This window comes from Streptacidiphilus sp. PAMC 29251, assembly GCF_054208735.2.
In genome coordinates, this window is record NZ_CM135725.2 from 6,825,833 (window position 1) to 6,852,661 (window position 26,829).

General features: G+C 72.3%; 18 protein-coding genes, 1 tRNA gene and 1 pseudogene. 16 read left to right on the top strand and 4 right to left on the bottom strand.

What is annotated here, in order from left to right; translation table 11 throughout:
* Positions 1-175 precede the first annotated feature (175 nt).
* On the bottom strand, positions 176-1,177 hold the full coding sequence (locus ACXKR8_RS32620; protein ID WP_458268160.1) for an esterase/lipase family protein: 1,002 nt from the start codon (positions 1,175-1,177) through the stop codon (positions 176-178).
* 132 nt (positions 1,178-1,309) lie between these two features.
* On the bottom strand, positions 1,310-2,053 hold the full coding sequence (locus tag ACXKR8_RS32625; RefSeq protein WP_458268161.1) for an AfsR/SARP family transcriptional regulator: 744 nt from the start codon (positions 2,051-2,053) through the stop codon (positions 1,310-1,312).
* A 207-nt stretch (positions 2,054-2,260) separates the two neighbouring features.
* On the opposite strand from ACXKR8_RS32625, the gene ACXKR8_RS32630 reads away from it, so the two are divergent.
* The 8 genes from ACXKR8_RS32630 (at position 2,261) to ACXKR8_RS32665 (ending at position 14,662) form a co-directional block, all read left to right on the top strand.
* Positions 2,261-5,278 carry an AfsR/SARP family transcriptional regulator gene (locus tag ACXKR8_RS32630; RefSeq protein ID WP_458268162.1) on the top strand — a complete coding sequence of 1,006 codons (3,018 nt, stop codon included), beginning with the start codon at positions 2,261-2,263 and terminating at the stop codon, positions 5,276-5,278.
* 72 nt (positions 5,279-5,350) lie between these two features.
* Positions 5,351-5,518, top strand: coding sequence for a hypothetical protein (locus ACXKR8_RS32635; RefSeq protein ID WP_458268163.1), 168 nt, complete (start codon positions 5,351-5,353; stop codon positions 5,516-5,518).
* 171 nt (positions 5,519-5,689) lie between these two features.
* Positions 5,690-7,276 carry a TIGR02677 family protein gene (locus ACXKR8_RS32640; RefSeq protein WP_458268164.1) on the top strand — a complete coding sequence of 529 codons (1,587 nt, stop codon included), beginning with the start codon at positions 5,690-5,692 and terminating at the stop codon, positions 7,274-7,276.
* Positions 7,273-8,496 carry a TIGR02678 family protein gene (locus ACXKR8_RS32645; protein WP_458268165.1) on the top strand — a complete coding sequence of 408 codons (1,224 nt, stop codon included), beginning with the start codon at positions 7,273-7,275 and terminating at the stop codon, positions 8,494-8,496. The genes ACXKR8_RS32640 and ACXKR8_RS32645 overlap by 4 nt, the downstream gene beginning before the upstream one ends.
* Positions 8,496-12,668 (top strand): TIGR02680 family protein, encoded by a 4,173-nt coding sequence (locus ACXKR8_RS32650; protein WP_458268166.1) that lies wholly within the window; start codon positions 8,496-8,498, stop codon positions 12,666-12,668. Before ACXKR8_RS32645 ends, ACXKR8_RS32650 begins: the two co-directional genes overlap by 1 nt.
* A 3-nt stretch (positions 12,669-12,671) precedes the next feature.
* Positions 12,672-13,928: a TIGR02679 family protein gene (locus tag ACXKR8_RS32655; protein ID WP_458268167.1), complete on the top strand. Its 1,257-nt coding sequence runs from the start codon at positions 12,672-12,674 to the stop codon at positions 13,926-13,928.
* An 88-nt stretch (positions 13,929-14,016) separates the two neighbouring features.
* The gene (locus ACXKR8_RS32660; protein ID WP_458268168.1) at positions 14,017-14,232 is read left to right on the top strand and encodes a type II toxin-antitoxin system VapB family antitoxin; all 216 of its coding nucleotides are present in this window, start codon (positions 14,017-14,019) and stop codon (positions 14,230-14,232) included.
* 13 nt (positions 14,233-14,245) lie between these two features.
* Positions 14,246-14,662: a PIN domain nuclease gene (locus ACXKR8_RS32665; RefSeq protein ID WP_458268169.1), complete on the top strand. Its 417-nt coding sequence runs from the start codon at positions 14,246-14,248 to the stop codon at positions 14,660-14,662.
* 231 nt (positions 14,663-14,893) lie between these two features.
* On the opposite strand, the gene ACXKR8_RS32670 is transcribed toward ACXKR8_RS32665, so the two are convergent.
* Both ACXKR8_RS32670 and ACXKR8_RS32675 read right to left on the bottom strand, forming a co-directional pair.
* Positions 14,894-15,112 carry a hypothetical protein gene (locus tag ACXKR8_RS32670; RefSeq protein ID WP_458268170.1) on the bottom strand — a complete coding sequence of 73 codons (219 nt, stop codon included), beginning with the start codon at positions 15,110-15,112 and terminating at the stop codon, positions 14,894-14,896.
* A 104-nt stretch (positions 15,113-15,216) separates the two neighbouring features.
* Positions 15,217-15,288, bottom strand: a tRNA-Arg gene (locus ACXKR8_RS32675).
* A 138-nt stretch (positions 15,289-15,426) separates the two neighbouring features.
* Here ACXKR8_RS32675 and ACXKR8_RS32680 point away from each other — a divergent pair.
* The 8 genes and pseudogenes from ACXKR8_RS32680 (at position 15,427) to ACXKR8_RS32715 (ending at position 26,817) form a co-directional block, all read left to right on the top strand.
* On the top strand, positions 15,427-15,891 hold the full coding sequence (locus tag ACXKR8_RS32680; protein WP_458268171.1) for a response regulator: 465 nt from the start codon (positions 15,427-15,429) through the stop codon (positions 15,889-15,891).
* A gap of 44 nt (positions 15,892-15,935) precedes the next feature.
* Positions 15,936-17,597, top strand: a complete 1,662-nt coding sequence (gene argS, locus ACXKR8_RS32685) for an arginine--tRNA ligase (protein ID WP_458268172.1) — start codon at positions 15,936-15,938, stop codon at positions 17,595-17,597.
* Positions 17,598-17,652: 55 nt separating this feature from the next.
* Positions 17,653-19,044 (top strand): diaminopimelate decarboxylase, encoded by a 1,392-nt coding sequence (gene lysA / locus ACXKR8_RS32690; protein ID WP_458268173.1) that lies wholly within the window; start codon positions 17,653-17,655, stop codon positions 19,042-19,044.
* 98 nt (positions 19,045-19,142) lie between these two features.
* On the top strand, positions 19,143-20,426 hold the full coding sequence (locus ACXKR8_RS32695; protein WP_458268174.1) for a homoserine dehydrogenase: 1,284 nt from the start codon (positions 19,143-19,145) through the stop codon (positions 20,424-20,426).
* A gap of 4 nt (positions 20,427-20,430) precedes the next feature.
* Positions 20,431-21,504, top strand: a complete 1,074-nt coding sequence (gene thrC / locus ACXKR8_RS32700) for a threonine synthase (protein ID WP_458268175.1) — start codon at positions 20,431-20,433, stop codon at positions 21,502-21,504.
* Positions 21,505-21,807: 303 nt separating this feature from the next.
* Positions 21,808-22,746, top strand: a complete 939-nt coding sequence (gene thrB / locus ACXKR8_RS32705; protein WP_458268176.1) for a homoserine kinase — start codon at positions 21,808-21,810, stop codon at positions 22,744-22,746.
* A gap of 620 nt (positions 22,747-23,366) precedes the next feature.
* Positions 23,367-25,510: pseudogene (rho, locus tag ACXKR8_RS32710) on the top strand (transcription termination factor Rho).
* A gap of 146 nt (positions 25,511-25,656) precedes the next feature.
* Entirely contained in the window at positions 25,657-26,817 is a 1,161-nt protein-coding gene (locus ACXKR8_RS32715; protein ID WP_458268177.1) for an LCP family protein, read from the top strand.
* Positions 26,818-26,829: the final 12 nt, after the last annotated feature.

A 26,829-nucleotide genomic window follows, 5' to 3' on the forward strand; every position in this document is an offset into this window, starting at 1 on the left:
ACAAGATCTGACGGTACGTCAGGAACGCTGCCGCGGAACAGACCCGCGGCTGCCCCGGAACAGACCCGCGGCCGTTCTGCTCGCCCCTACCCGACCCGGCGGACCGTCAGATAACGGCAACGGCCTGACCGCCGCCGCGCAGCTGCTGACCGCGCTCGAGTCCCTGTAAAAGGTCTCAGCCCGCGTCGGCGAGCGCGCTGCAGGGCTTGGGGTGGGTGACGCCCGGGTCCAGCGCGTCCTCCACCAGGCCCAGCACGGTGGGGGAGAAGGCCATGCCGACATGGGTGACCACGATCGGCAGCAGCGTGCGGCAGGCGTCCTGGACCACCTCGTTGCGGACGGTCGCGCCGGGCCCCGCGCTGAGGAACTGGGTGGTGTAGGGGGTGACCACGAAGTCGTCCCTGGTGGCGATCACCGTGTAGTCCACCCCCGGCCGGGTGTCGCCGCCGGCGTCCACGGTCCGGTTCACCCAGGAGCCCTTGAGCTGCTGCTGCAGGGCGGGGCCGCCCGACAGCACCGACGCGGCGGCGAAGAAGCCGATGGAGTTCAGGGCGGGGCCGAGCCCGTCCAGGTTGCTGCCGTGGTTGCTGGGCGCGATGCCGACCAGCTTGCGCACCTTGTTCAGGGCGGGGTCGGCCGGGTCGGTCCCGCCGTCGAACCGCAGGTACCAGCGCGGGAGCACGCCTCCCCCCTGCGAGTGCCCGACCAGGTCGACCTGCCGGGCGCCGGTGGCGGAGAGCACCCGGTCGACGAACCGGGCGACCTCCCCGGCGGAGGTCGGGATGTCGCCCAGGGCCTTCAGCGGGCCGTGCCCGGTGTCGCCGTAGTTCAGCGCGAACAGGCAGTAGCCCTGCTGCTTCAGCTTGGGGCCGATGTAGTGCCAGTTGAGCATCATGTTCGCGCCGGTCCCCATGAGCAGCACGACCGGCTGCGGATGGGCGGCGCTCGGACGGCAGCCCCAGTCGTTGGTGCCGGGCGGGGGGTCGTCGGGGTGGGCCAGCCCGGCCGCCACCGCGAGCCCCTCCTCGCCCAGGTCCCGCCGCTGCGGGGCCGCGTGGGCGGCCGGCGCCGCCAGCGCGGTGGCCGCGAGCACAGCGGCTCCGGCCAACATCGCCGCGGCACGGCGCAGGAGCGCGGACCGCCGTGCGGGACGGGGACGACGGTTGTGGTGCGACATACGTGCTGCCTCCGGGAATCCGGGAACGCGCTGGAGTGGGAAGCGGCCGGTCATGCCGCGTCACGGATCCCTACGCTTGATCTGTGGACGAAATGTGGCTGTTCGTCAGCAGATCTTCTCATCCGGAGTGCGTCAGCACCCTGCTCCACGACCGCGATTCGCGATACTCCGCAGGTGCGGCCGGAGCGGCACCGCCCGCGCCCGCGCGGCCGTGTCGAGGTCGTGCCACAGGTCGGCGGCGATCCGGTGCACCGCCTGCAGCCTGATCCGCTCGCCCACGGCGAAGGGTCCGGGCACCCCGTCGAGCGGCGTGCCGCGCCAGAGCACGAAGGCCCGCTCCAGCAGGTCGGCGGCGTCGGCCGGGGAGCCGGGCCGGAGCGCGTGGGCCGCGCCGACCAGCCGCTCGAAGGCGATGCCGTCGACCCGGTCCGGTGCGATCTCCAGCAGATACCCGTCACCGACGGGCTGCAGCAGCGGGCGCGGGCTGCCGAACAACCCGAATGGCCCGAACGGCCCGGACAGCCCGAACAGTCCGCGCAACCGCTCGGCCTCCCGGCGGACCTCCTCGGCCGCCCAGCCCGCCGGGTCCTCGGCGTGCGCGCCCTCGCCGTAGAGGCCGTCGACCAGTTCGGCGCAGCTGACCTCCTGCCCGGCCCGGAGCGCCAGCATGGCGAGCACCGCCTGCTGCCGGGGCGAGCCGGTCAGCAGCGGGCAGTCCCCGGACCAGGCGCGCACCCGTCCCAGAAAGGCGAGGTACGGGGCCTCGGCGGCGGTCGGCCCGGCCGGGCCCTGCGCCGCGTCGGCTTCGGTCGTTGCGGGCGTCGACGCCGGCGTCGGTTCTGGTGTCGGTGCCTGCGGGGCGGCTGTCCGTCTCACGCTTCACGCTCTCCCCATGGGGACCGGTGGCCCCGGCCGTCAGGTGGGAGACCGTAGAAGGGGTTGCTCAACGCCCGTTCAACGGCGCCCGGTCGGCGAGGTTCGGCGAAATGCCCGCTATGGCGGCGCGGCAGCCGGTGCTAGGGTCCGGGGGCGTCGCAGGGGATCGACCCCGCCCGGGTTCCGCGTCGCATGGGGAGACAGACCATGGACAGGTCGCAGGAGGACCAAGTACGCCCTCCGCTTGAGTTCCAGTTGCTAGGCGCGGTGCGGGCACGGTTGGACGGCGTACCGCTAGAACTTGGCTCGCCGCAGCAACTCGCCGTGCTGGCACGGCTGTTGCTCGCCGCAGGCCGTGCCGTCCCGGTGCAGGACCTGGTGGACGGGATCTGGGGCGAGACGTCGCCGCCGCGCGCGGTGGGCACCGTCCGCACCTATGTGTCGCGGCTGCGCGCCCTGCTGGACCCGGACCGTGCGGCGCGCGGACGGGACGCGGTACTGCTCTCGGTCGGCGACGGCTACGCCCTGCGGGCCCCCGAGGGCGCGCTGGATCTGAACGCCTTCGAGCAGCTCCGTACCAGCGCCGCCAAGCAGCAGGCCGCCGGGGATCCGGCCGCCGCCGGGGCGCTGCTGGACCAGGCGCTGGCGATGTGGAGCGGCGAGCCGCTGGCCGGGGTCCCCGGCGAGTACGCGGTCAGGGAGCGGGACCGGATCGCGGCGCTGCGGTTCGACACGATCGAGGAGCGGGCCGGGGCCGACCTGGCCCAGGGGCTGCACGGCCAGGCCGCCGCCCTGCTGGGCCCGCTGGTCGCCGAGCAGCCGCTGCGGGAGCGGCCCAGGGCGCAGCTGATGCTCGCGCTGTACCGCAGCGGCAGGCAGGCCGAGGCGCTGGGCGTCTACGCGGACACCCGCCGGCTGCTGGTGGACGAGCTCGGCGTCGAGCCAGGACCCGAGCTGGCCGCGCTGCACCGCCGGATCCTCGCGGCCGACCCGGGCCTTGACCTTGTGCTGCCGACGTCCGGCCCCAACGCCACCGCGGCGCCGATCCCCCGCCCGTCCCAACTTCCTTCCGACCTGCCCGACTTCATCGGTCGGGAGGAGACCGTGGCGTATCTGCTGCAGGCGCTGACGGCGGCTCGGCAGGGGTCCGCGGTGGGCGTGCACGCGCTGTCCGGGCTGGGCGGCGTGGGCAAGACCACCCTGGCCGTCCATGTCGCGCACCAGGCCCGCGAGGCCTTCCCGGACGGCCAGCTCTACGCCGACCTGAACGGCACCCAACCCGTGCCGGCCGACCCCGCCGACGTGCTCGCCCAGTTCCTCTCCTCGCTCGGGGTGGCGCCGGAGCAACTGCCCGAACAGCTGGAGCAGCGCAGTGCGCTGCTGCGCTCGCTGCTCGCGGACCGGTCGGTGCTGATGGTGCTGGACAACGCCAGGGACGCCGCCCAGGTCCGCCCGCTGCTGCCGGGGACGTCCGGCAACGCGGTCCTGGTCACCAGCCGTACCCGGCCGGCCGAGCTGCCGGGGGTCCGGCTGCTGGACGTCTCCGGGCTGCAGCAGGACGAGGCGGTGTCGCTGCTGGCCGCCGTCGCCGGTCCGGGCCGGATCGCCGACGAGGAGCCGGCCGCCCGGGCCCTGGTCAATGCCTGCGCGCTGCTGCCGCTGGCGGTGCGGATCGTCGCCGCCCGGCTCGCCGCCCGCCCGTCCTGGACCGTGGGCTCGCTGCTGGCCCGGCTGGAGGACCAGCGCCGCCGACTGGACGAGCTACGCGTCGGCGACCTCGCCGTGGAGGCCACCTTCCAGCTCGGGTACCAGCAGTTGACGATGCATCAGGCCAGGGCCTTCCGGCTGCTGGCGCTGCCGGACGGGCCGTCCCTGCCGGTCTTCGGCGCGGCGACGGTGCTCGGCGGCGCCGAGGCCGAGGCGGAGGAGCTGGCGGAGTCCCTGGTGGACGCGGGCCTGCTGGAGGCCGACGGAGCCGGCCGCTACCGCTACCACGACCTGCTCCGCCTCTTCGCCCGCTCCCGCGCCGAGACCGAGGACGGCGCGGAACTGCGCCGCCTGGTGCCGCTGCGGCTGCTGGAACAGCTGCTGGCCCGGGTCTGCGACGCCTGGCGCACCCTGATCGGCGACGAGGCCCTCAACTGGCGGCTGCACCCGGCCGCCACCACCCCCGTGGAAGGCCCCGCCCCCCTCCCCTTCGCCGACGACGACTCCGCCTGGGCCTGGCTCCGGGCCGAACGGCACCTGGTGCCGGCCGTCGCCGAGCAGGTGTTGCGGCACGCCCCGGCCCAGGGCCTGCGGGCGGTGGTGGACCTGCTGATCGGCTGGATCTGGATGTTCGAGAACGAGGCCTCGGCGCAGGGCTTCGGCCCGGTGCTCGCGCTCGCCCTCGACACCGCCCGGAAGGAGGCCGATCCGCGCAGCACCGGCCGGCTGCACTACCTCACCGGCCTGCTCTCCGCCCTCGCCGGACGGATGACCGAGGCCGAGGAGCAGCTCAGGGCCGCCCTCGACCTGCTGGAGACGGACGACAACCTGGAGATCCGCTACACCGCCGCCAGCGAACTGGCGCTGGCGCTCAACTCCTCGGGCCGCCCGGAGCAGGCGCTGCCCTACCTGGAGCTGGCCCGCGGCCTCAGCGCCGAGCTCGGCCACCTGGCCGACGAGTCCCGGCTGCTGGGCAACATCGCCCGCGCCCATCTGACCGCGGGCCGCTGCGCCGAGGCGGTCCGCGCCGCCGAGAAGTCGATCGCCATCGCCCGGGTCTCCGGCAACCGCGGCTGCCTGGCCGACGCCGTCTACCAGTTGGGCATCGCCCAGCAGGGCTCGGGCGTACCGGCCGCCGCGGCGGACCGCTTCCAGGAGGCGGTCGGCCTGTTCCGGACCCAGCAGCGGCCCTGGCTGGAGGGCCCGTCCCTGGCCCGGCTGGCCGACTGCCGCACCGACCTCGGCAGCCCGGCCGCGGCGGTCGTCCTCGCCGAGCAGGCGCTGGAGCTGGGCAGCACCCTCGACCTGCGCTACTGCCAGGGCCTGGCCCAGGCCGCCCTGGGCCGCGCGCTGCTCGCGCTCGGCCAGGAGTACCGCGCCCGGGGCAGCCTGACCGAGGCGCTGCGGATCTTCGAGGAGCTGAACGCGCCGGAGGCCGCGACCGTCCGCGCCCTGCTCGGCACAACCGATGCGAAGACCGGGCCGGGTAGCCGATACTCCTCGTTGATCGGATATTGATCCAGGTCAACCACAATGACTGATGTGCGGGGGAGCCTCCCGCACCGGGCGATCGAAACGAGGAGATGCGTCATGAGCACGCCGGAGGAGTCTGCGGTTCCGTCCGATCAGGACACAACCGCTGCGGAGCCCGCCGCCGAGGACGCGGCCGAGGCCACGACCGATGACACCCAGCCGGATGACGGATCCGACTCGGGCGGCTCTCCGATCCGCCCGGACCACGTCCGCACCCAGCCGTAACGGGAGATACGGCCGGGTGTGACGAACGGGGGGAAATACCGGGGGGACCGGGGGAGTGGGGGAGCGCCGAATCCGGCGTTCCCCCGCCCGCGTTGGCGCAGCGTTCCGCGGTACCCGAAGAATGTCAAGTCCACCGGCACGGACCTGCGGTGATGCGGCACACTGCTGGATGTGAGTGAGTCGACCGAGCCCCTGCCCTTTGCCTATCTCAGTGCACCGAACACCGATCTCTACGTGGCAGTCCTTCGAGCGTTCGGACAGGCGCGCGAACGCTTCACGGTGCACCTGCGCCCCGAGGACGTCGCTGAGGAACTGCGGCTCCAGCCCGGGGAGGCCGAGACCGTCGGGGCGGCGCTGGAGCAGTTGGTGCGCTGGGGGAACCTGCGCGCCGACGTCGACACCGGCCGGGTCACCTCGGTCCAGGACTTCCACCGGGCCAGGTACCTGTACCAGTTGACCCGGCACGGGCAGGCCGCGATCAGAGCGATCACCGTCTACGACGAGGCGCTGGGGCAGCGGGGACAGCTGCAGTCGGTCGCGCTCGCGGACATCGCCGAACAACTGGCCGCACTGCTCGCCCTCGCGGGCGAGGAGGATCCGGATCCGGCGAAGACGCACCTGCTGCTGCTCACGCTGGCCGAGCGGTTCGGGAGTCTGGCCGACAACGCCCAGGCGTTCATGGCCTCGCTGCGGCGTACCGCGGACTTCCAGGACGCCGGCGAGGACGCCTTCATCGCCTACAAGGACCGGCTGGTGGAGTACATCGAGCGGTTCATCGCCGACCTGGCCAACCGGGGCGCGCAGATCGCCGACCTGCTGGGCCGGCTGTCGGCGGTGGGGGTGGACCGGCTGCTCGCCGACGCAGCCTGGCGCGAGGCCGCCGACGCCGTCCCCGACGGCGGCTCCGTCGCGGCTCAGGCCGACCCCGGCACCCCGGTACTGCACCTCGCCCAGGAGATCGCGCTGACCGGCTGGCGCAACCGCTGGCGCGGCCTGACCGACTGGTTCCTCAGCCGCTCGGCGCGTCAGCCCTCGCAGGCCAAGCTGCTGCGCGGCGCCGCTGTCAGCGCCATCACCGGCCTGGTGAACACGGTCGCCGCGCTGAACGAGCGCCGCGGCGGCCGGTCCGACCGATCCGCCGACTTCCGTGCCCTGGCCAGGTTCTTCGCGGAGGCCCCGGACGACGCCGACGCGCACCGGCTGTGGCGGGCGGCCTTCGCCCTCTCCCCGGCCCGGCATCTGAGCGTGGACGCGGACAGTGAGGCCGCCTGGCTGGAGGCCGACCTCCCGCCCGGAACCCCGTGGGCCGACGCGCCCGCGCTCAGGATCAGCCCGAGGCTGCGGGAGACGGGATCGTACGAGCGCCGGGGCAGCCCGAACCGGATCGCCGACCGGACCGAGGCCCGGCAGGCGCTGGTGGAACAGGCGGAGCAGGAGACCGCACAGACGGCGGCGGCACGGTCCCGGCTGGCGACGCGCGGCGAGGTGATGCTGTCGGACCTGGCCGCACCGGCCGGCCCGGAGGGCCTCGACCCGGAAGCCTTCCGGCTGTTCCTGGCCCTGCTCGGCGACGCACTGTCCGCCCGCAGACCGGACCAGAAGCAGTCCGGCGCGGTCAGCGCGGACGGAACCCTGGAGATCCGGCTGGAACTGGTGGACGCGGCCCGGCTGGTCCGGATCCCGACCGTGGACGGTGTCCTCACCGGCCCCGAGCACCGGATCGAGATCATCGACCTGGTGCAGGAGGGCGCCGCATGAGCACGCCCATCGTCGACGAGGCAGGCGAACGCCGCCGCGCCGCCCGGGCCTTGCTGGCCTCACCGCTGCTCACGACCGCCGACCCGGAATTCCGTACGGTGCGTCGGCACGCCGCCGAACTGGCCGCCTGGTTCACCCAGGAGACCGGCTGGCGGCTGCTGGTCGACTCGGAGACGGCGAGGCTGTTCAAGACCCCGGCCCGACTGGACGACGCCACCCGCCCCGCCCGCGCCCCGCGGACCAGGGCACCGTTCACCCGCCGCCGCTACGTCCTGCTCTGCCTGGCGCTGGCGGTACTGGACCGGGCCGACGCCCAGATCACGCTGGGCCGTCTCGCCGAGGGAGTCCTCGACTCGGCCGCGGATCCGGCGCTGGCGCAGGCGGGCGTCGAGTTCCGGCTCGAACGCCGCGAGGAGCGCTCCGACCTGGTGGCCGTGGTCCGGCTGCTGCTCGACTGGGGTGCGCTGGAGCGGGTGGCGGGCGACGAGGAGGCCTATCTGGCCTCCGGGGGCAACGACGTGCTGTACGACGTCGGACGCCGGGTCCTCGGCGGCCTGCTGGCCGGGGGGCGCGGGCCGTCCACGGTGACCGCCACCGGCTTCCGGCAGCGTCTTGCCGAACTGACCGCCGAGCCCGCCCCGGAGACCGACGAACTGCGGCTGCGCTCGCTGCGGCACCGGCTGACCCGGATGCTGCTGGACGACCCCGTCGTCTACTACGAGGACCTGACCGAGGAGGAGCAGTCGTACCTGGTCTCCCAGCGCCATGCCATCGTCCGCCGGATCAACGAACTCACCGGCCTGGTGGGCGAGTTGCGTGCGGAGGGGATAGCCATGGCCGACCCGGACGACCAGCTGACCGACGTCCGGATGCCCGAGCAGGGCACCGACGGCCACGCCACCCTGCTGGTCGCCGCGCATCTCGCCACCGCGGGGCGCCCCCAGAAGACCAGTGAACTCATGCTACTGGTACGGAAGTTGGCGGAGCAGCACCAGTCCTACTGGCGCAAGGCGGTACGTGAGCCGGCCGTTGCCGCCGAGGTGCTGTCCGGGGCACTGGACCGGCTGGAGGCCCTCGACCTGATCCACCGCCGGAATGTCCCGACCGGTCAACGGGACGGCTCGGGGGACGGACCCGCCGAACAGGTCGTCACCCCCAAGCCCGCCCTGTCCCGCTACGCGCTCGCCGCGCCCACGATCCGGAAGGCCCGCACCCGCTGATGACCGGAGAGACCGGAGAACGGCACCCGCAGCTCCCCGAGCCCGCCCGTACCCGCTGGCAGCCGCTGCGAGCAGGGCTGGTCGACCTGTTCTACTACGACGTCGAGGAGTTCCACTTCCACGACGGCCGCCTGCTGCTGCGCGGCAACAACGGGACCGGAAAGTCCAAGGTGCTCGCGCTCACCCTGCCCTTCCTGCTGGACGGGGAACTGGCCGCGAACCGGGTCGAGCCGGACGGCGACCGCAACAAGCGGATGGAGTGGAACCTGCTGCTCGGCGGCAAGCACCCGCATGACGAGCGCACCGGCTACAGCTGGCTGGAGTTCGGCCGCCTGGACGAGTACGGCGCCGCGCAGTACCGCACCATCGGCTGCGGACTGAAAGCCGTCAAGGGCCGCGGCATCGCCAAGCACTGGTACTTCACCACCACCCTGCGGATCGGACCCGACCTCCCGCTGCTGTCCGCGACCCGCGTCCCGTACACCCGGGAGCGGCTGCGCGAGGCGCTGGGAGAGGCGGGCCTGGTCCATGACACGGCGACCGAGTACCGCCGGGCCGTGGACGAGCAGCTGTTCGGGCTCGGCCAGGAGCGCTACGAGGCCCTGGTCGGCCTGCTGATCTCGCTGCGCCAGCCGCAGCTGTCCAAAAGGCCCGACGAGAAGCTGCTGTCCAGGGCACTGACCGACGCGCTGCCGCCGCTCGACCCGGCCCTGGTCGGTGAACTCGCCGAAGCCTTCCGGGGGTTGGACGACGAGCAGCACGCCCTGGACGCACTCGCCGACGCGTCCAGGGCAGCCGACAGCTTCCTCGGCCACTACCGCCGCTACGCGAGAATCGCCGCCAAGCGCCAGGCCGGCCTGCTGCGCGTCGCCCACAGCCGGTACGAGCACCTGGGCCGCGACCTGGCCGAGGCCGAGGCCGAGCACGCCGCCGCCGAGGTGGAGCTGACCGGTGTCGAGGAGCGGCTGCGCGGTCTCACCGACCAGCGGGTCACCCTCACCGCCGCCCACGGCGCGCTGCAGCGAAGCCCGGAAATGGACGCAGCCCGCGAGCTCGACCAGGCCAGGACGAACGCGCAGACCTCGGCCAGGGTCGCCGCCGAGCACGCCGCCGCCCACGACAGGGCGCAGCGCAGCGCCGCCGGCCGGGCCCGCCGGGCCGCCGACGCCGCCGCCGCGGCGGAGCAGGACACGACCCGCCTCGCCGGCGCCGGGCAGGAGGCCGACCAGGCCGCCGCAGCCGCCGGCACCGAGCACCGCGCGGTCACCGAGGCCCTGGCCGCCGACCACCCGCCCTACCCGGAGGCCCGGCGGGTCGGCGACCGGGCGCTGGAGCGCCGCCGCCAGGCCGTCACCGGCCTGGCCGAACTGCTGGACACCGCCGAGCAGGCCGAACGGCAGGCCCAGCAGTCCCACACCGAGGCCGGCCGCCGGGCCGAGGACCTGGAGGGCGGACGCGAGAGCGCCGCCGAGGCCGCCACCGTCGTCACCGACCGGGCCCAGGAACTCCTCACCGCCTACCGCGCCTGGCACCAGGGCACCTCGGAGCTGCGGCTCCCCGACCCGGACCGGACCTGGTCCGCCCTGGAGCAGTGGACCGACTCCCTGGACGGCGCCAACCCGGCAGCCGAGGCCGCGGACCGGGCCCAGCGCGAGCAGGCCGCCGAACTGACCCGTCAGGAGACCGAACTCACCGCCGAGCACCGCGCGTTCGCCGCCGAACGCGCGGCGGCCGAGGAGGAGACCGCCCGGCTGGAGTCCGGTGGCCACGACCGCCCGCCGCAGCCCCACACCCGGGACCAGGACGGCCGCACCGACCGCCCCGGCGCACCGCTGTGGCGGGCCGTCGACTTCGCCGCGCACGTCCCCGCCGCCGACCGGGCCGGCCTCGAAGCGGCCCTGGAGGCCTCAGGACTGCTGGACGCCTGGCTCACCCCCGAGGGCACGCTGCTCGCCGCCGACACCAGGGACGCCCTGCTGGTCCCGCGGCACCCGGCCCCCGCGGCAGATCTGACGCAGCTCCTGGTCCCGGCAGTGGACCGGCAGGATCCGGCCGCCGTCGGACTCACCGACGAGACCGTACGGGCCGTGCTCGCCGCGATCGCCCTGTCCGAGGCCGAGGCCGGGGACCACCCGGCCTGGGTCAGCGTCCAGGGCCGCTACCGGTTGGGGCCCCTCACCGGCGGCTGGGTCAAGGAGACCGCGCAGTACCTGGGTGAGGGCGCCCGCGAGGCCGCGCGCCGGGCCCGGCTGGCCGAGCTGGCCGAGCTGCGCGCCGCCCTCAGCGAGCGCCTTGACCTGCTGGCAGCCCGGCGCACCGTGCTCCACGACCGCGCCGCCGCCCTCGCCGCCGACCGGCGGGCCCAGCCGCTCGACCGCGAGCAGGCACTGCGCGAGGCCTACACCCGCCTCGCCCACGAGCAGCAGCTGCTGGGGCGGTTGGCTGAACGGCTGCACCAGGCCGAGCGGGTGGCGGTCGAACGCCGGGAACAGGCCGAGCTGGCCGCGTCCGAGGTGGCCGAGTACGCCGCCGACACCGGCCTGCCGGCCACCCGCGCCGGGGTCGACCAGGTCCGCGAGGCCCTGGCCGGCTACCGGGCGGCGCTGGCCGCGCTGCTCCCGGCCGCGGCGGCCCGCTACCGCTCCGCCCGGGACGCCGCCGCCGCGCTCGCCGACGCCGAGGACGCCGCCACCACGCTGGCCGAGGCCGCCGGGACCGCCGAGGCGGCCCGGCAGGAGTCCGGAGCCGCCGCCGAACGGCACCGGGTGCTGGCCGAAACCGTCGGCGCGGGAGTCGACGAGCTGTTCCGCCGCATCGCCGAGACCGAGGAGGCGATGCGGCGACGCGACGCCGACGAGCGGCAGACCGGAGCCGAGCGCGACCAGGCCCTGCAGAACCGGGCCAGGGCCGGCGGCCGGCGCGATGAGATCAACAGCAGGATCGAGGAGACCACCGCCGACCGTGACCAGGCCGTCCGGGCCCTGCGGACCTTCGCCGCCACCGGGCTGCTGGCCACCGCGCTGCCCGCACTGGAGACCCCGCCGACCGACCAGGACTGGATCCCCACCCCCGCCGTCGCGCTGGCCCGCGCCGTCAACCAGGAGCTCGACGGAGTGGACGACGCCGACCGGCCCTGGGAGCTGGTCCAGGAGCGGGTCGCCCGGGAGCAGAAGATCCTCACCGACGCCCTCAGCCGCCATGGCCACTCGGTCGGCATGACCCTGCGGGACGGCTTCGTGGTCATCGACGTGCTGTTCCAGGGCCGCACCCACGACGTCCCGGCGCTGACCGCGTCCCTGCGCGAGGAGGTGGCCCAGCGCGGACGGCTGCTCTCGGCCAAGGAACGCGAGCTGCTGGAGAACCACCTGATCGGAGAGGTCGCCGGGGCGCTCCAGGAGCTGATCGCCGGGGCCGAGGAGCAGGCGGGCGCGATGAACGCAGACCTGGCGGCCCGCCCCACCTCTACCGGCATGGCGCTGCGGCTGCTGTGGCAGCCCGCCAAGGACGCACCGCCCGGCCTCGAACAGATCCGCACCAAGCTGCTGCGCCAGTCCGTCGACGCCTGGCGGCCGGTCGACCGCGCCCTGGTCGGCGAGTTCCTGCAGGCCAGGATCGCCCAGGACCGCGAGGAGCACCCTGGCGACTCCTGGACCGACCAGCTCACCCGCGCCCTTGACTACCGCGCCTGGCACCGGTTCACGATCCAGCGCCGCCAGGACGGGCAGTGGCGTCCCGCGACCGGCCCGGCCTCGGGCGGCGAACGCGTCCTCGCGGCCTCGGTGCCGCTGTTCGCCGCGGCCTCCTCGCACTACTCCTCCGGCAGCCCGCACGCCCCGCGGCTGATCGCCCTGGACGAGGCCTTCGCCGGCGTCGACGACGACTCGCGGGCCAAGTGCCTGGGCCTGCTGGCCGCCTTCGATCTGGACGTGGTGATGACCAGCGAACGCGAGTGGGCCTGCTACCCCACCGTCCCCGGTATCGGCATCGCCCAGCTCAGCCGACGCGAGGGCATCGACGCGGTCCTGGTCACCCCCTGGCGCTGGGACGGCCGCCGGCGCTCCCGCAGCCCCCGCCCGACCCCGCACATCCCCGTGCCCCCGACCCGCACCACCGATCCGGCGGACGACCAGCCATCCCTCCTGAACCAGCCATCCCTCCTGGACCAGGCCTAGCTGATGGACCTGCCCAGACTGCGGCGGATGCTCGGCGGCCCCGACACCGCCTGGCTCCTCGACCGGGTCCGCGAACGGATCGCGGACGGCCAGCCGCTGGACACCCCGGTCGTGCTCACCGCCGCAACCGCCGAGCAGCGCCAAGCCGTCCAGCGGCTGCTCGGCCGCCGCCCCGGTGGACGGGACGGGCAGTCCCTGTCCGTCCCGCTCGCCGAACTCGACCGCATGCTGCGCGAGTCCGAGGCGTCCCCGGACGGCCTGGCCGCAGCCGTCGTCGCGCTCACCGGCCCGGTCCAGGACCGACGCGCGCAGCGTGCCGCCGACACCGCCGCCTGGCAGGCGGCGCTCGCCCCGCTCGACGGCTGCCGCGCGGCACTGGCCACCGAGGAATGGCGCACCCTGCTGCAGTCCTCGGGCCTGCTCCGCCGTCTCGCCGGAGCCGACCCCTCCCGGGCCCGGGAGCTCACCGAGCAGTGCGCCAGTGTCCTGCAGGCACTGCCGACGGCAGGCACCACCCTCGCCGTCCTGGCGGCCCGCAGCACCGGCGACGCCCACGCGCTCGACCCGGGCCGCCCGCTGGCCACTCTGGTCCGCTCGGCCGTCCGCAGCTGGGCTGCCCTCCCCGACTCGGAGGCCACCGGTGCGGACGGCCGCCGCACGGTCTGGGCCGCCGTCGGCGTCGCGGTCGACGAACTCTCCTCCCGGGTGCTCACCCTCGGCCTGCCGGGAGGGCTCGGCGACACCACTGGCCGGATCCTCGCCGCCGCGGCGGAGGGCGGCGAGCCCTGCGTCCTCACTCTGCGTCAACTAACCCAAACGGCAACGGCATTCGGAGTGTCCGGCCGCCGCGTGTTCCTGTGCGAGAACCCCGCCGTGGTGGCCGAGGCAGCCAGGACGCTGGGATCCGCTGCCCCGCCCCTGGTCTGCGTCGAGGGCAGCATCTCCGTCGCCGCCCGGGTCCTGCTGCCCCAGCTCACCGCCCAGGGCGGCCTGACCGCCTACCACGGCGACTTCGACTGGGGCGGCATCCGCATCGCCACCGACGCCATGCGGCTGACCGGCGCCCGCCCCTGGCGCTTCACCCGCGCCGACTACCTGGCCGCCCTCGCCCGCGGCCTCGGCACCCCCCTGGCCACCGGCACCCCGGCCCCCACCCCCTGGGACCCCGGCCTCGCCGACGCCCTGAGCACCCACCGGGTCCGAGTGGAGGAGGAACACCTCCTCGACCACCTCCTCGCCGACCTGCAGGAACAGGTGTAACGCAGGCATGGGCCCCGAGAGGTTGGTGATATCAGATTCAGAAAAATTTGATATCCTTTGCTCAGTGGCTGCCCTGTCTGGAGGAACCATGGCTCGCACTGTTATCGACGTGGACGACGAGAAGCTGGCCCTGGCGGCCGAGATCTTCGGGACCACGACGAAGGTGGCGACCGTCAACGCTGCGCTGGAGGACGTCATCAAGCGGCGCAAGCGCGAATCCTTCGCCAACTGGCTGAAGGAGGGCGGTCTCCCTGACCTGACCGGCCCCGTCGACACGCCGGACACTCCCCACCGGGCCGCGTGAACGTGAAGGCTGCGTGCACGTGAAATACCTGCTCGACAAGTCCGCCTTCGCCCGCTGGCCCAAGCCGGCGGTTGCCGCGGTCCTCGATCAACTGTCCTCGGCAGGCCGCCTCGCGGTATGCGGGGCGATCGAGCTGGAGATCCTGCACAGCGCCCGTTCCAAGGCGGACGCTGAACGGATCACGGACGAACTCCGCGGGTTCGACTGGCTGCCGACCCCCGATGAGACCTGGGACCGAGCTATTGAGGTCCAGACCCTGCTCATCGCGGCAGGCAACTGGCGGGCCCTGTCCGTCCCGGACCTCGTCATCGCCGCCGTCGCCGAACGCCACGGCGCCACAGTGCTGCACTACGACGGTGACTACGACATGATCGCTGAGGTCACCGGACAGCCCACCCAGTGGGTCGCAGCGGCAGGAACCGCAGACTGAGACTCGAACCATCATGGTGCGCCTGCCCAAGGAGCAGGGCACCGGCGCATCAGGTGTGGGCGGTACTCCTTGCAGCCGGCATACTCCTGGCGCGCAGCGCGGGCACGGCAGGGCGGGGCTTCCGAGGGGCGCCCCGCCCGGCTTCCCCACTCGCCTCGCCGAACTGACTACGGCGGCGAGGCACCCTCACCGCAGTGGAACGCAGGGCCCCTCCAACCAGGTGGCGGTTTCCTATGCGAAAGCGATTTCGCCGGCGACCAGGACCACTCCGCAAATCAGCAAAATCCAGGCACATGACTTGAGAAGCAGCCGTACGGGAGCCTTGGCCCCGGAAGCCTCGGCCGTGCGTGCCAAATGAAGTGAGCCGAGCGCCCCGAGCAAGGCCACAGCAGCGAAGAAGTACACCCTGCTCGCCGACAGGCTCTGCGTTGCCGCCAGGTATTCGATCATGTCCCACTTCGCTCGCACGCAGTGTCAAGGATTCGCCAAACAAAGAGGCCCAGTTCGGCGAGACGTACTCGCTGACCTGGGCCTTTGTGGCACTTCTGACGAAGTGCCCCCGGTAGGATTCGAACCTACGCACCCGCCTCCGGAGGGCGGTGCTCTATCCCCTGAGCTACGGGGGCCTGCTTTCCAACAGGCAGAACACTACCAGCCTCCACCTGCTGCTCGTGCACGGGTTTCGCCCACCGTGGTGTCGCCGGATCGGGTGGAAACCTGGAAAGCGGGGACAGGGAGTCACGCCGCCGCCTACCCTCAGTGACATGTCGGGCGTGTTCGGGCGGGTCCTCGTGGTCGATGACAGCGAGGTGATCCGTCAACTGATCAGGGTCAATCTGGAACTCGAGGGGTTCGAGGTGGTGACTGCCGCCGACGGCGCCGAGTGTCTGGACGTCGTCCACGCCGTCCAGCCCGATGTCATCACCCTCGACGTCGTCATGCCCCGGCTCGACGGCCTGAAGACCGCGGCCCGGCTCCGGGCCGATCCGCGGACGCGGCATCTGCCGATCGCGATCGTCAGCGCCTGCACCCAGCTGGATCTGGAGCGCGGCGAGTCAGTCGGGGTGGACGCCTACCTCGGCAAGCCGTTCGAGCCGATGGATCTGATCGACCTGGTCCGGCAGTTGGCCCGCGAGGGCCGGGCCGAGCAGCTCGCCGAGGAGCCCAAGTTCAGCTCTGAGCGAACGGCGCAGCCGCCGCCCCCCGGACACGACCGTCTCAGCCCATAAACGCGATGGCGGACGAACCCCCTGTCTCGCCTAGGCTTGCCCCTGTGACACCCGCAGAGCTTTCCCAGGCAGTCCAGTCCGCGGTTCGTGCCGCCGTCGAGGCGGGCGAGCTGATCGTCGCCGTCCCCCAAACGGTGACCGTCGAGCGGCCCAAGAACAGGGACCACGGCGACTACGCCACCAACGTGGCCCTCCAACTGGCGAAGGCGGCCGGACAGCCGCCCCGACAGGTGGCCGAGCTGGTCGCCGGTCGCCTGCGAGCGCTGCCCGGGGTCGCCGAGGTCGACATCGCCGGGCCCGGCTTCATGAACATCACCCTGGACGCCGCCACCCAGGGCGAGCTGGCCCGCAGCATCCTCGCCGCCGGCGCGGTGTACGGGCACAACAACTCCTTCGCCGGCCAGCGGGTGAACCTGGAATTCGTCTCCGCCAACCCCACCGGCCCGATCCACATCGGCGGGGTCCGCTGGGCCGCGCTCGGCGACTCGCTCGGCCGGATCCTCCGCGCCTCCGGCGCCGAGGTCACCACCGAGTACTACATCAACGACGCCGGCGTGCAGATGGGCAAGTTCGGCAACTCCCTGCTCGCCTCCGCCAACAACCGCCCGGTCCCCGAGGACGGCTACGTCGGCGAGTACATCAACGACATCGCCGCCCAGATCACCGCCGAGAACCCCACCATCCTCTCCCTCCCCGAGGACGAGCAGCGCGAGCTCTTCCGCGCCGAGGGCCTCCGGCTGATGGTGACCGAGATCAAGAAGTCGATGGAGGAGTTCGGCGCGCACTTCGACGTCTGGTTCTCGGAGAAGTCGCTGCACGACTCCGGCGCCGTCGAGAAGGCCGTCGACCGGCTCCGCGAGCAGGGCCACGTCTTCGAGCTGGACGGCGCGACCTGGCTGCGCACCACCGACTTCGGCGACGACAAGGACCGGGTGCTGATCAAGGCCGACGGCGAGACCACCTACTTCGCCTCCGACGCCGCCTACTACCTCAGCAAGCGCGACCGCGGCCACGAGGTCAACGTCTACATGCTGGGCGCGGACCACCACGGCTACGTCAACCGGCTCAAGGCCATCGCCGCCTGCGCCGGGGACGACCCGAAGCGCAATATCGAGGTCCTGATCGGCCAGTTCGTCAAGATGCTGAAGGACGGCCAGGAAGTCCGCATGTCCAAGCGGGCCGGCAATATCATCACCATCGACGACGTCATCGAGTGGATCGGCGTGGACGCCGCGCGGTACACCCTCTCGCGCTCGCCCTCCGACTCCACGATCACTCTCGACATCAACGTGCTCACCAGCACGTCCAACGAGAACCACGTCTACTACGTGCAGTACGCGCACTCGCGGATGTGCTCGATCCAGCGCAACGCCGCCGCGCTCGGCTTCGACCAGGGCCCGACCGAGGGCTTCAAGCCGGAGCTGCTGGACACCGAGGCCGAAAAGAAACTCCTCGGCGCCCTCGCTGACTTCCCCCTCGAAGTGGCCAAGGCCAGCCGCTTCCGCGAACCGCACCACATCGCCCGCTACCTGGAAGAGACAGCCGGCCACTACCACCGGTTCAACGACCAGTGCCGGGTGCTGCCCTTCGGTGACGACGAGGTCACCGACCTGAACCGCTCCCGCCTCTGGCTGGTCGGGGCGACCCGTACGGTGATCGCCAACGGCCTTGCCCTGCTGGGCGTTTCAGCCCCCGAACGTATGTGAGGCAGGCGGGGGCCCGCGCCCCCGCCCTACCCCCCGACACCGTGGAGAAGTACGCATGAGTCGCTCCGCCCACCCCGCAGGCCCGCGCCACGGGGACGTCATGCCGGAGGGTCACTTCACCGCCCCTCCCGCCGATCTGAACGTCCTCGATCCCAAGGTCTGGGCCAGCACGGTGCGCCGCACCGACACCGGTTCGGTCACCGTGGGCGGCATCGACGTCCAGCAGCTCGCCGAGGAGTTCGGCACCCCCGCCTACATCCTCGACGAGCAGGACTTCCGCTCCCGCTGCCGCGCCTGGCGCGACGCCTTCGGCCCCGATGCCGACGTCTACTACGCCGGCAAGGCCTTCCTCTCCCGCGCGATCGTGCGCTGGCTGCACGAGGAAGACCTGAACGTCGACGTCTGCAGCGGCGGGGAACTGACCGTCGCCCTCTCCGCCGGAATGCCCGCCGACCGGATCGCCTTCCACGGCAACAACAAGTCCACCGCCGAGCTCGAATACGCGGTGAAGTCCGGCGTCGGCCACGTCGTCGTCGACTCCTACGACGAGCTGGTCCGGCTCTCCTGGGTCGCCGAGCAGCAGGGCATCCGTCAGAAGATCCTGATCCGGGTCACCGTGGGCGTCGAGGCGCACACCCACGAGTTCATCGCCACCGCCCACGAGGACCAGAAGTTCGGCCTCTCCCTCTCCGGCGGCCACGCCGCCGAGGCGGTACGCCGCGCCCTCACCCTCGACGGCCTCGAACTCCGCGGCATCCACTCCCACATCGGCTCGCAGATCTTCGACATGGCCGGCTTCGAGGTCGCCGCCCGCCGCGTGGTCGGCCTGCTGGCCGAGATCAAGGCCGAGCACGACGTCGAACTCCCCGAGATCGACCTCGGCGGCGGCCTCGGCATCGCCTACACCAGCGCGGACGACCCGGCCGAACCCGCCGATATCGCCAAGGCCCTGCAGACCATCGTCCACCGCGAATGCAAGGCAGCCTCCCTCGCCACCCCCCGCCTCTCGGTGGAACCCGGCCGGGCCATCGTCGGCCCCACCGCCTTCACCCTCTACGAGGTCGGCACGGTCAAGCCGCTCGAAGGCCTGCGCACCTACGTCAGCGTGGACGGCGGCATGTCGGACAACATCCGCACCGCCCTCTACGACGCCGAGTACTCCGTCGCCCTGGTCTCCCGCACCTCCACCGCCGAGCCCATGCTCAGCCGGGTCGTCGGCAAGCACTGCGAGTCCGGCGACATCGTGGTCAAGGACGCCTTCCTCCCGGCCGACCTGGCCCCCGGCGACCTGATCGCGGTCCCGGCCACCGGGGCCTACTGCCGCTCGATGGCGAGCAACTACAACCACGCCCTGAGGCCCCCCGTGGTCGCGGTCCTGGACCACGAGGCCCGGGTGATCGTCCGCCGGGAGACAGAGGAAGATCTGCTGCGTCTCGATATCGGATGACGAAATACACGTCTCAAAATCTGGAACGCCCGCAAATATATCCGCGGCGTCCCTGAGACTGGAAACAGCCAGAAACCCAAGCAGAGTGGAGTCGGACGATGCGCACACTGAAGGTAGCGCTCCTCGGTTGTGGAGTAGTAGGCACCGAAGTGGCCCGCATCATGACGACGCACGCCGCTGACCTCGCCGCCAGGATCGGCGCCCCGGTGGAGCTCGCCGGGGTCGCCGTCCGCCGCGCCAACCGCTCCCGCCCGGGCATCCCGGACGAGCTGATCACCACGGACGCGACCGAGCTGGTGAAACGCGACGACATCGACGTCGTGATCGAGGTCATCGGCGGCATCGAGCCCGCCCGCAGCCTCATCCTCACCGCCTTCGACCACGGCGCCTCCGTGGTCAGCGCCAACAAGGCCCTGCTGGCCCAGGACGGCGCCGCCCTGCACGCCGCCGCCGCCCAGGCCCACGCCGACCTCTACTACGAGGCCGCCGTGGCCGGCGCCATCCCCCTGATCCGCCCGCTCCGCGAGTCCCTCGCGGGCGACAAGGTGAACCGGATCCTCGGCATCGTCAACGGCACCACCAACTTCATCCTCGACAAGATGGACTCCACCGGTGCTGGCTACTCCGAGGCCCTCGAAGAGGCCACCGCCCTCGGTTACGCCGAGGCCGACCCGACCGCCGACGTCGAGGGCTTCGACGCCGCCGCCAAAGCGGCCATCCTGGCCGGGATCGCCTTCCACACCCGGGTCACCGCCGCCGACGTCTTCCGCGAGGGCCTGACCGAGGTCACCGCCGCCGACATCGCCAGCGCGAAAGCCATGAACAGCGTCGTCAAGCTCCTCGCCATCTGCGAACGCTCCGCCGACGGCACATCCGTCACCGCCCGGGTCCACCCGGCGATGCTTCCCCGCACGCACCCCCTCGCCAACGTCCGCGGCGCCTACAACGCGGTCTTCGTCGAGTCCGAAGCAGCAGGCCAGCTGATGTTCTACGGCCCCGGCGCCGGCGGCGCCCCCACCGCCAGCGCGGTCCTCGGCGACCTGGTCGCGGTCTGCCGGAACAAGCTGGGAGGCTCCACAGGACCGGGTGAATCGGCGTACGCTCAGCTCACCGTGAGCCCCATGGACGGCGTGGTCACCCGCTACCACGTCAGCCTCGACGTAGCCGACAAGGCAGGCGTCCTCGCCCAGGTCGCCACCGTCTTCGCCGAGCACGGCGTGTCCATCGACACCGTCCGCCAGCAGGGCCGGGAGGGCGAAGCCTCACTCGTCGTAGTGACCCACCGCGCCACTGACGCCGCGCTGTCCGCTACGGTCTCCGCACTGCGCAACCTGGACAATGTCCGCGGCGTGGCCAGCATCATGCGTGTCGAAGGGGAATGACGTCATGACCAGCAACACCCGTACCCACCAGTGGCGCGGCCTCATCAAGGAGTACGGCGACCGCCTCCCGGTCACCGACGCGACCCCGAACATCACCCTGCTCGAGGGCGGGACGCCGCTCGTCCCGGCCCAACTCCTCTCCGAGCGCACCGGCTGCGACGTCTACCTCAAGGTCGAGGGAGCCAACCCCACCGGCTCCTTCAAGGACCGCGGGATGACCATGGCCATCTCCCGGGCCGCCGAAGAGGGCGCCCAGGCCGTGATCTGCGCCTCCACCGGCAACACCTCGGCCTCTGCCGCGGCCTACGCGGTCCGCGCCGGCATGGTCTGCGCCGTCCTCGTCCCGCAGGGCAAGATCGCGCTCGGCAAGATGGGCCAGGCGCTGATCCACGGCGCCAAGATCCTCCAGGTCGACGGCAACTTCGACGACTGCCTGACCCTCGCCCGCGACCTCTCCGACAAGTACCCGGTCGCCCTGGTCAACTCGGTCAACCCGGTCCGCATCGAGGGCCAGAAGACCGCCGCCTTCGAGATCGTGGACGCCCTGGGCGACGCCCCCGACATCCACGTCCTCCCGGTAGGCAACGCAGGCAACATCACGGCGTACTGGAAGGGCTACCAGGAATACGCCAAGGACAAACTAAGCACCCGAAACCCCCGAATGTGGGGCTTCCAAGCCTCCGGCAGCGCCCCCATCGTCGACGGCGCCCCGGTCCTGAAGCCGCAGACCATCGCCACCGCGATCCGCATCGGCAACCCCGCCTCCTGGGACTTCGCCATCGCCGCCCGCGACGAGTCCAACGGCCTGATCGACAAGGTCACCGACCGCCAGATCCTGGCCGCGTACCGCCTCCTCGCGTCCAAGGAAGGCGTCTTCGTCGAACCCGCCTCCGCCGCCAGCGTCGCAGGCCTCCTGCACGCCGTCGACCAGGGCCTGGTCGACCCCGGCCAGCGCATCGTCTGCACCGTCACCGGCAACGGCCTCAAGGACCCCGACTGGGCCGTGGCAGGCGCCCCCCAGCCCGTCACCATCCCCATCGACGCCACCGCCGCCGCAGAACGCCTGGGCCTGCTCTAACAAAAACGACCACCCCGCCCCGTCCCACCCCCTCCCCCACCTACGGGAGGGGGTGGGACGGGGCGGGGTGGTCGCGGCAGGGGCCGTCAAAGCGAGAAACGGGTGCAATCGGCGAAATAAGGGCACCTCGACGAGAAAGCACCCGTTTCGCAGCAGGCCCCAGAGCGACTTCCCCGACCCGGCCCGCCCCCGCCCCCGCGCACAAACCCGCGCCGCAGGCAAAGCCCAACCACCCCCGAACGTAAATTCGATAAGCTAAGCACCCCGCCCTAGGCGAGATCCACCTCCAGGAGCGAAAGCGACATGCCCGCCCCCTCCTTCCGCGCCGCCGCATCCTTCCGCGCCGCCGCGACCCGCGTCCGCGTCCCCGCGACCAGCGCCAACCTCGGTCCGGGCTTCGACGCCTTCGGCCTCGCCCTGGGCCTGTACGACGACGTAGTCGTCCGCATCGCGGACTCCGGTCTCTACGTCGACATCGCCGGCGAAGGCGCCGACACCCTCGCCCGCGACGAGCGCCACCTCGTCGTCCGCGCCATGCGCGCCGCCTTCGACCGCCTCGGCGGTCAACCCCGCGGTCTCGAGGTGGTCTGCGCCAACCGGATCCCGCACGGCCGCGGCCTCGGCTCCTCCTCGGCGGCCATCGTCGCCGGCATCACCGCCGCCCGTGCCGTCACCGTCGGCGGCGCCGAACTGATGGACCAGGCCGCCGTCCTGGCCCTCGCCTCGGAGATCGAGGGCCACCCCGACAACGTCGCCGCCTGCATCCTCGGCGGATTCACCATCGCCTGGACCGACGAGGGCCAAGAAGCCCACGCCGTCACCCTCGCGCCCTCCAGCGACGTGGTCCCGGTCGTCTTCATCCCCTCCGACCCGGTCCTCACCGAGGTGGCCCGCGGCCTCCTCCCCGCCACCGTCCCGCACGCCGACGCCGCCGCAAACGTAGGCCGCGCCGCCCTCCTCGTGGAGGCGATCACCCGCCGCCCGGAGCTCCTCCTCCCCGCCACCGAGGACCGGCTGCACCAGGACTACCGCACCCCCGCCATGCCCGAGAGCGCCACCCTGGTGGCCACCCTCCGCGCGCAGGGCATCGCCGCCGTCATCTCCGGCGCCGGACCCACCGTGCTGGCCCTGACCGACGCCGGCACCGCCGAGAAGCTCCTCGCCGAGGCCGCCCCCACCTGGGCCGCCCACCGCCTGGAGCTCGACCTCGACGGCGCCACCGTGCTCCCCCTCGCCACCTGAAGACCTCCTGTAGACCTCCTGAAGACCTCCCTCTCACCCCCTGAAGAGATGTGTACCGAGGGGTGAGACAGGGGACACGATTGACAGACGCGGAGTGGGGGAATGTTTGTTGGGTCCAGTAGTGTTAATCTCATGTCTGCACCAGGCGCCCTACGGGGCCCGGTGCGCCGCGTCCCGATCCTGGTCCTCTCCGTTCTGCGGAGTGACCGTTCCGGGACAGCAATTCTCCGGGAGCCCGCCACATCGCGTACGCAGCCTGCCTGCGCAAGTGTGACCGCATCCCGAAGCCGTGTCGGTGCCTCAGTCCCGCATGTGACTCACACCCATGACACGCGACGGGGGCCCGGGAAGCGGTGTGCGTCAGCACACAGAACACCTACACCGCACGTACGCATGACCGCCATCCGGCGGACCACCGCCCCGCACCTGCGAAAACGAGCGCAGGTACGGACAGCACAACCGGTCGCCGAGCCAGACAGGCCGACGTCCGCTCCAGGGAAGGACCCTTCGTGAGCGACACCACCGATCTGATGGGCGCGCGCCCGGACGCTGACGCGTCGGACGCAACTACGGCCCCAGCGCCGAAGCGCCGTCGGACCACGGGCACCGGGCTGAACGCCATGGTGCTCGCAGAGCTCCAGCAGCTCGCCACCGGCCTTGGCATCAGCGGCACCGGCCGGATGCGCAAGAGCGACCTGATCGACGCCATCAAGGAGAAGAACGGCGGGGATCCGATCCTCGCCGCCTCCGAGGCGCCGGCCGCGAAGCGCGCCCCCCGCAAGACGGCCGCCACCACCCCGGCCGCACCCGCTCCCACCACGGAGCCCACCACCGCGGCCGCCGCAGCGGCGGCCCCCGCCGCGACGACGGCCCCCGCCGTCGATGCCCCCCCGGCCCGCCGCACAGCCCGCTCCCGCGTGGCCGAGCAGCAGATCGAGATCCCGGTGCAGACCGCCGGTGACGCCACCGCGGAGCGCGCCCCGCGCCGCAGCCGCCGTGCCACCGCCCCGGTGACCTCGACCTCGCTCACCGGCGCCCCCGAAGGCGCCCCGCAGGAGGCCCCGGCCGCTGAGCCGACCGCCTCCGTGGCCACCGAGCTGCGCGAGCGCCAGCCGGACCAGGGCCGCGGCGACGCCACCGACACCGCCCGCGAGGGCCGCCGGGACCGCCGCGAGCGCCGCGAGCGCCAGGACGGCAGCCCCGCCGCCGCTTCCACCAGCACCAACACCAGCACCGGCGCGAACAACACCAGCGCCGGTACGAACGACACCGACTCCGGCGACCGCTCCGAGAACCGCCGCGACCGCGGCAACGCGTCCGGCGCGGGCAACGACCGCAGCGAGCGCCGCAACCGCCGCGACCGCAACAACCAGGGCCAGGACGGCGGCCAGCAGAGCCGCCAGGGCCAGCAGTCCGGCGGCGGCCAGAGCGGCGGCCAGAGTGGTGGCCAGGGCGGCAGCAGCCAGCGCCAGGACCAGCGTCAGCAGGACCAGCGCCAGGACCAGCAGGGCGGCTTCCCGGACGACGACGAGTTCGGCGGGGGCCGTCGCCGCGGACGCTACCGCGACCGCAACCGCCGCAACCGCCGGGACGGCTTCGACGCCCCCCGCCGGAGCAGCCGGTCAACGACGACGATGTGCTGATCCCCGTGGCGGGCATCCTGGACATCCTCGACAACTACGCCTTCGTGCGGACCTCGGGCTACCTGTCCGGCCCGAACGACGTCTACGTCTCCCTCGCCCAGGTCCGCAAGAACGGCCTGCGCAAGGGTGACGCGATCACCGGCGCCGTGCGCCAGCCCAAGGACGGCGAGCGCCGCGAGAAGTTCAACGCGCTGGTCCGCCTGGACTCGGTGAACGGCAGCGAGCCCGACAACGGCCGCAACCGCCCGGTGTTCAACACGCTGACCCCGCTGTACCCGCAGGAGCGGCTCCGGCTGGAGACCGACCCGGGCGTGCTGACGACCAGGATCATCGACCTGGTGGCCCCGATCGGCAAGGGCCAGCGCGGCCTGATCGTCGCCCAGCCGAAGACCGGCAAGACGATGATCATGCAGGCGATCGCCAACGCGATCACCCACAACAACCCCGAGTGCCACCTGATGGTCGTGCTGGTCGACGAGCGGCCCGAAGAGGTCACCGACATGACCCGCTCGGTGAAGGGCGAGGTCATCTCCTCGACCTTCGACCGCCCCGCCGAGGACCACACCACGGTCGCCGAGCTCGCCATCGAGCGCGCCAAGCGCCTGGTGGAGCTGGGCCACGACGTGGTCGTGCTGCTGGACTCGATCACCCGCCTGGGCCGCGCCTACAACCTGGCGGCCCCGACCTCCGGACGCATCCTGTCCGGTGGTGTCGACTCGACCGCGCTCTACCCGCCGAAGAAGTTCTTCGGCGCCGCGCGCAACATCGAGAACGGCGGCTCGCTGACCATCATCGCCACCGCGCTGGTCGACACCGGCTCGCGGATGGACGACGTGATCTTCGAGGAGTTCAAGGGCACCGGCAACATGGAGCTCAAGCTCGACCGCAAGCTCGCCGACAAGCGGATCTTCCCCGCGGTGGACGTGGACGCGTCCAGCACCCGCAAGGAGGAGATCCTGCTCGGCGCCGACGAGCTGGCGATCACCTGGAAGCTCCGCCGGGTCCTGCACGCGCTGGACGGCCAGCAGGCCATCGAGCTGCTGCTGGACAAGATGAAGCAGACCAAGAGCAACGCCGAGTTCCTGATGCAGATCGCCAAGACGACCCCGGGCCAGGACTGACCCCGGGGCCCCAGGCCGCCTGCACGCACACGGCAAGCACACCGCCGCCCCGGACGCACCTTGTCCGGGGCGGCGGTGTCGTCGGCGGCGACCGAGGGCGACGTCTCTGAGGGCGGCTCTCATACGGCTGACGTACGCTCGCGGACATGAAGGACAAGTCGAACGAAAAGCCGCAACACGCAAAGGAAGGCGCTCCCCGGCGCCACCTGCTGCGGATCGTGGCCTGGTCGACCGCGGCCGTACTCGTGGTCTGTGCCGGAGTCGGCGGCTACGTCTTCTGGAGGCTGAACAGCAACATCAGGACGGTGGACATCAGCGGGGCCCTGGGCGGGGACCGTCCGGAGGAGGCCACCACCGGCACCATGAACATCCTGCTGCTGGGCTCCGACTCCCGTTCCGGCAGCAACGGCCAGCTGGCCGGCGGCGCCACCGACGGCACCGCCCGCTCGGACACCGCGATGGTGATCCATGTGAACCAGGCGCACGACCACGCCGACATCGTCAGCATCCCCAGGGACACCCTGGTCAGCAGGCCGTCCTGCACCTCGGTGAAGGGCGGCGGGACGATCGCGCCGGTCGACAATGTCATGTTCAACACCGCGTACGAGGTCGGCGGCCCGACCTGCGCGGTGAAGACGGTCGAGTCGATGACCGGGCTCCGGATGGACCACTACATCGAGCTCGACTTCTCCGGTTTCGCCAAGCTCATCGACTCCCTCGGCGGGGTCACCGTGACCACCACCGTCGACATCGACGACCAGGAGAGCGGCCTGCACCTCAAGGCCGGCACCCACACCCTGGGCGGCACCGAGGCGCTGGCCTTCGTCCGGACCAGGCACGGCGTGGGCGACGGCAGCGACCTGGGCCGGATCGAGCTCCAGCAGCAGATGATGAAGTCGATACTGACGAAGGTGGAGGGCATGGGGCTGCTCACCAACCCGACCAAGCTGTTCGACATCGCCGACACCGCGACCAGCTCGCTCACCACCGACAGCCAGCTGGGCTCGGTGACGGCGCTGGTCTCCTTCGCCCAGAGCATGAAGAAGATCGGCCCCGACGACATCACCGCGGTCACCATGCCCACCGTGACCGCCCCCAGCGACCCCAACCGGCTGGTCGCGCTGTCCCCGGAGGCGGACGAGCTGTGGGTGGCGCTGCAGGTGGACCAGCCGGTCCCGGCCGCGGTCCTCAAGCTCCAGCAGAAGAACCCGGCCACCGTGACCACCGGCTCCGCCACCCCGCAGGCCTCCACCTCGGCCGGCGCACAGCCCTCCACCTCCGCCACCGCATCCGCCGGCACGGAATAGCCGAGCACCGCC

Excerpts from the sequence above, each read along its gene's own strand:
- ACXKR8_RS32630 (WP_458268162.1), top strand. The coding sequence starts at position 2,261 with ATGGACAGGTCGCAGGAGGACCAAGTACGCCCTCCGCTTGAGTTCCAG.
- ACXKR8_RS32655 (WP_458268167.1), top strand. The coding sequence starts at position 12,672 with ATGGACCTGCCCAGACTGCGGCGGATGCTCGGCGGCCCCGACACCGCC.
- ACXKR8_RS32680 (WP_458268171.1), top strand. The coding sequence starts at position 15,427 with ATGTCGGGCGTGTTCGGGCGGGTCCTCGTGGTCGATGACAGCGAGGTG.
- lysA (WP_458268173.1), top strand. The coding sequence starts at position 17,653 with ATGAGTCGCTCCGCCCACCCCGCAGGCCCGCGCCACGGGGACGTCATG.
- thrB (WP_458268176.1), top strand. The coding sequence starts at position 21,808 with ATGCCCGCCCCCTCCTTCCGCGCCGCCGCATCCTTCCGCGCCGCCGCG.
- ACXKR8_RS32650 (WP_458268166.1), top strand. The coding sequence starts at position 8,496 with ATGACCGGAGAGACCGGAGAACGGCACCCGCAGCTCCCCGAGCCCGCC.
- ACXKR8_RS32645 (WP_458268165.1), top strand. The coding sequence starts at position 7,273 with ATGAGCACGCCCATCGTCGACGAGGCAGGCGAACGCCGCCGCGCCGCC.
- ACXKR8_RS32660 (WP_458268168.1), top strand. The coding sequence starts at position 14,017 with ATGGCTCGCACTGTTATCGACGTGGACGACGAGAAGCTGGCCCTGGCG.
- ACXKR8_RS32620 (WP_458268160.1), bottom strand. The coding sequence starts at position 1,177 with ATGTCGCACCACAACCGTCGTCCCCGTCCCGCACGGCGGTCCGCGCTC.
- ACXKR8_RS32670 (WP_458268170.1), bottom strand. The coding sequence starts at position 15,112 with ATGATCGAATACCTGGCGGCAACGCAGAGCCTGTCGGCGAGCAGGGTG.
- ACXKR8_RS32695 (WP_458268174.1), top strand. The coding sequence starts at position 19,143 with ATGCGCACACTGAAGGTAGCGCTCCTCGGTTGTGGAGTAGTAGGCACC.
- ACXKR8_RS32715 (WP_458268177.1), top strand. The coding sequence starts at position 25,657 with ATGAAGGACAAGTCGAACGAAAAGCCGCAACACGCAAAGGAAGGCGCT.
- ACXKR8_RS32635 (WP_458268163.1), top strand. The coding sequence starts at position 5,351 with ATGAGCACGCCGGAGGAGTCTGCGGTTCCGTCCGATCAGGACACAACC.
- thrC (WP_458268175.1), top strand. The coding sequence starts at position 20,431 with ATGACCAGCAACACCCGTACCCACCAGTGGCGCGGCCTCATCAAGGAG.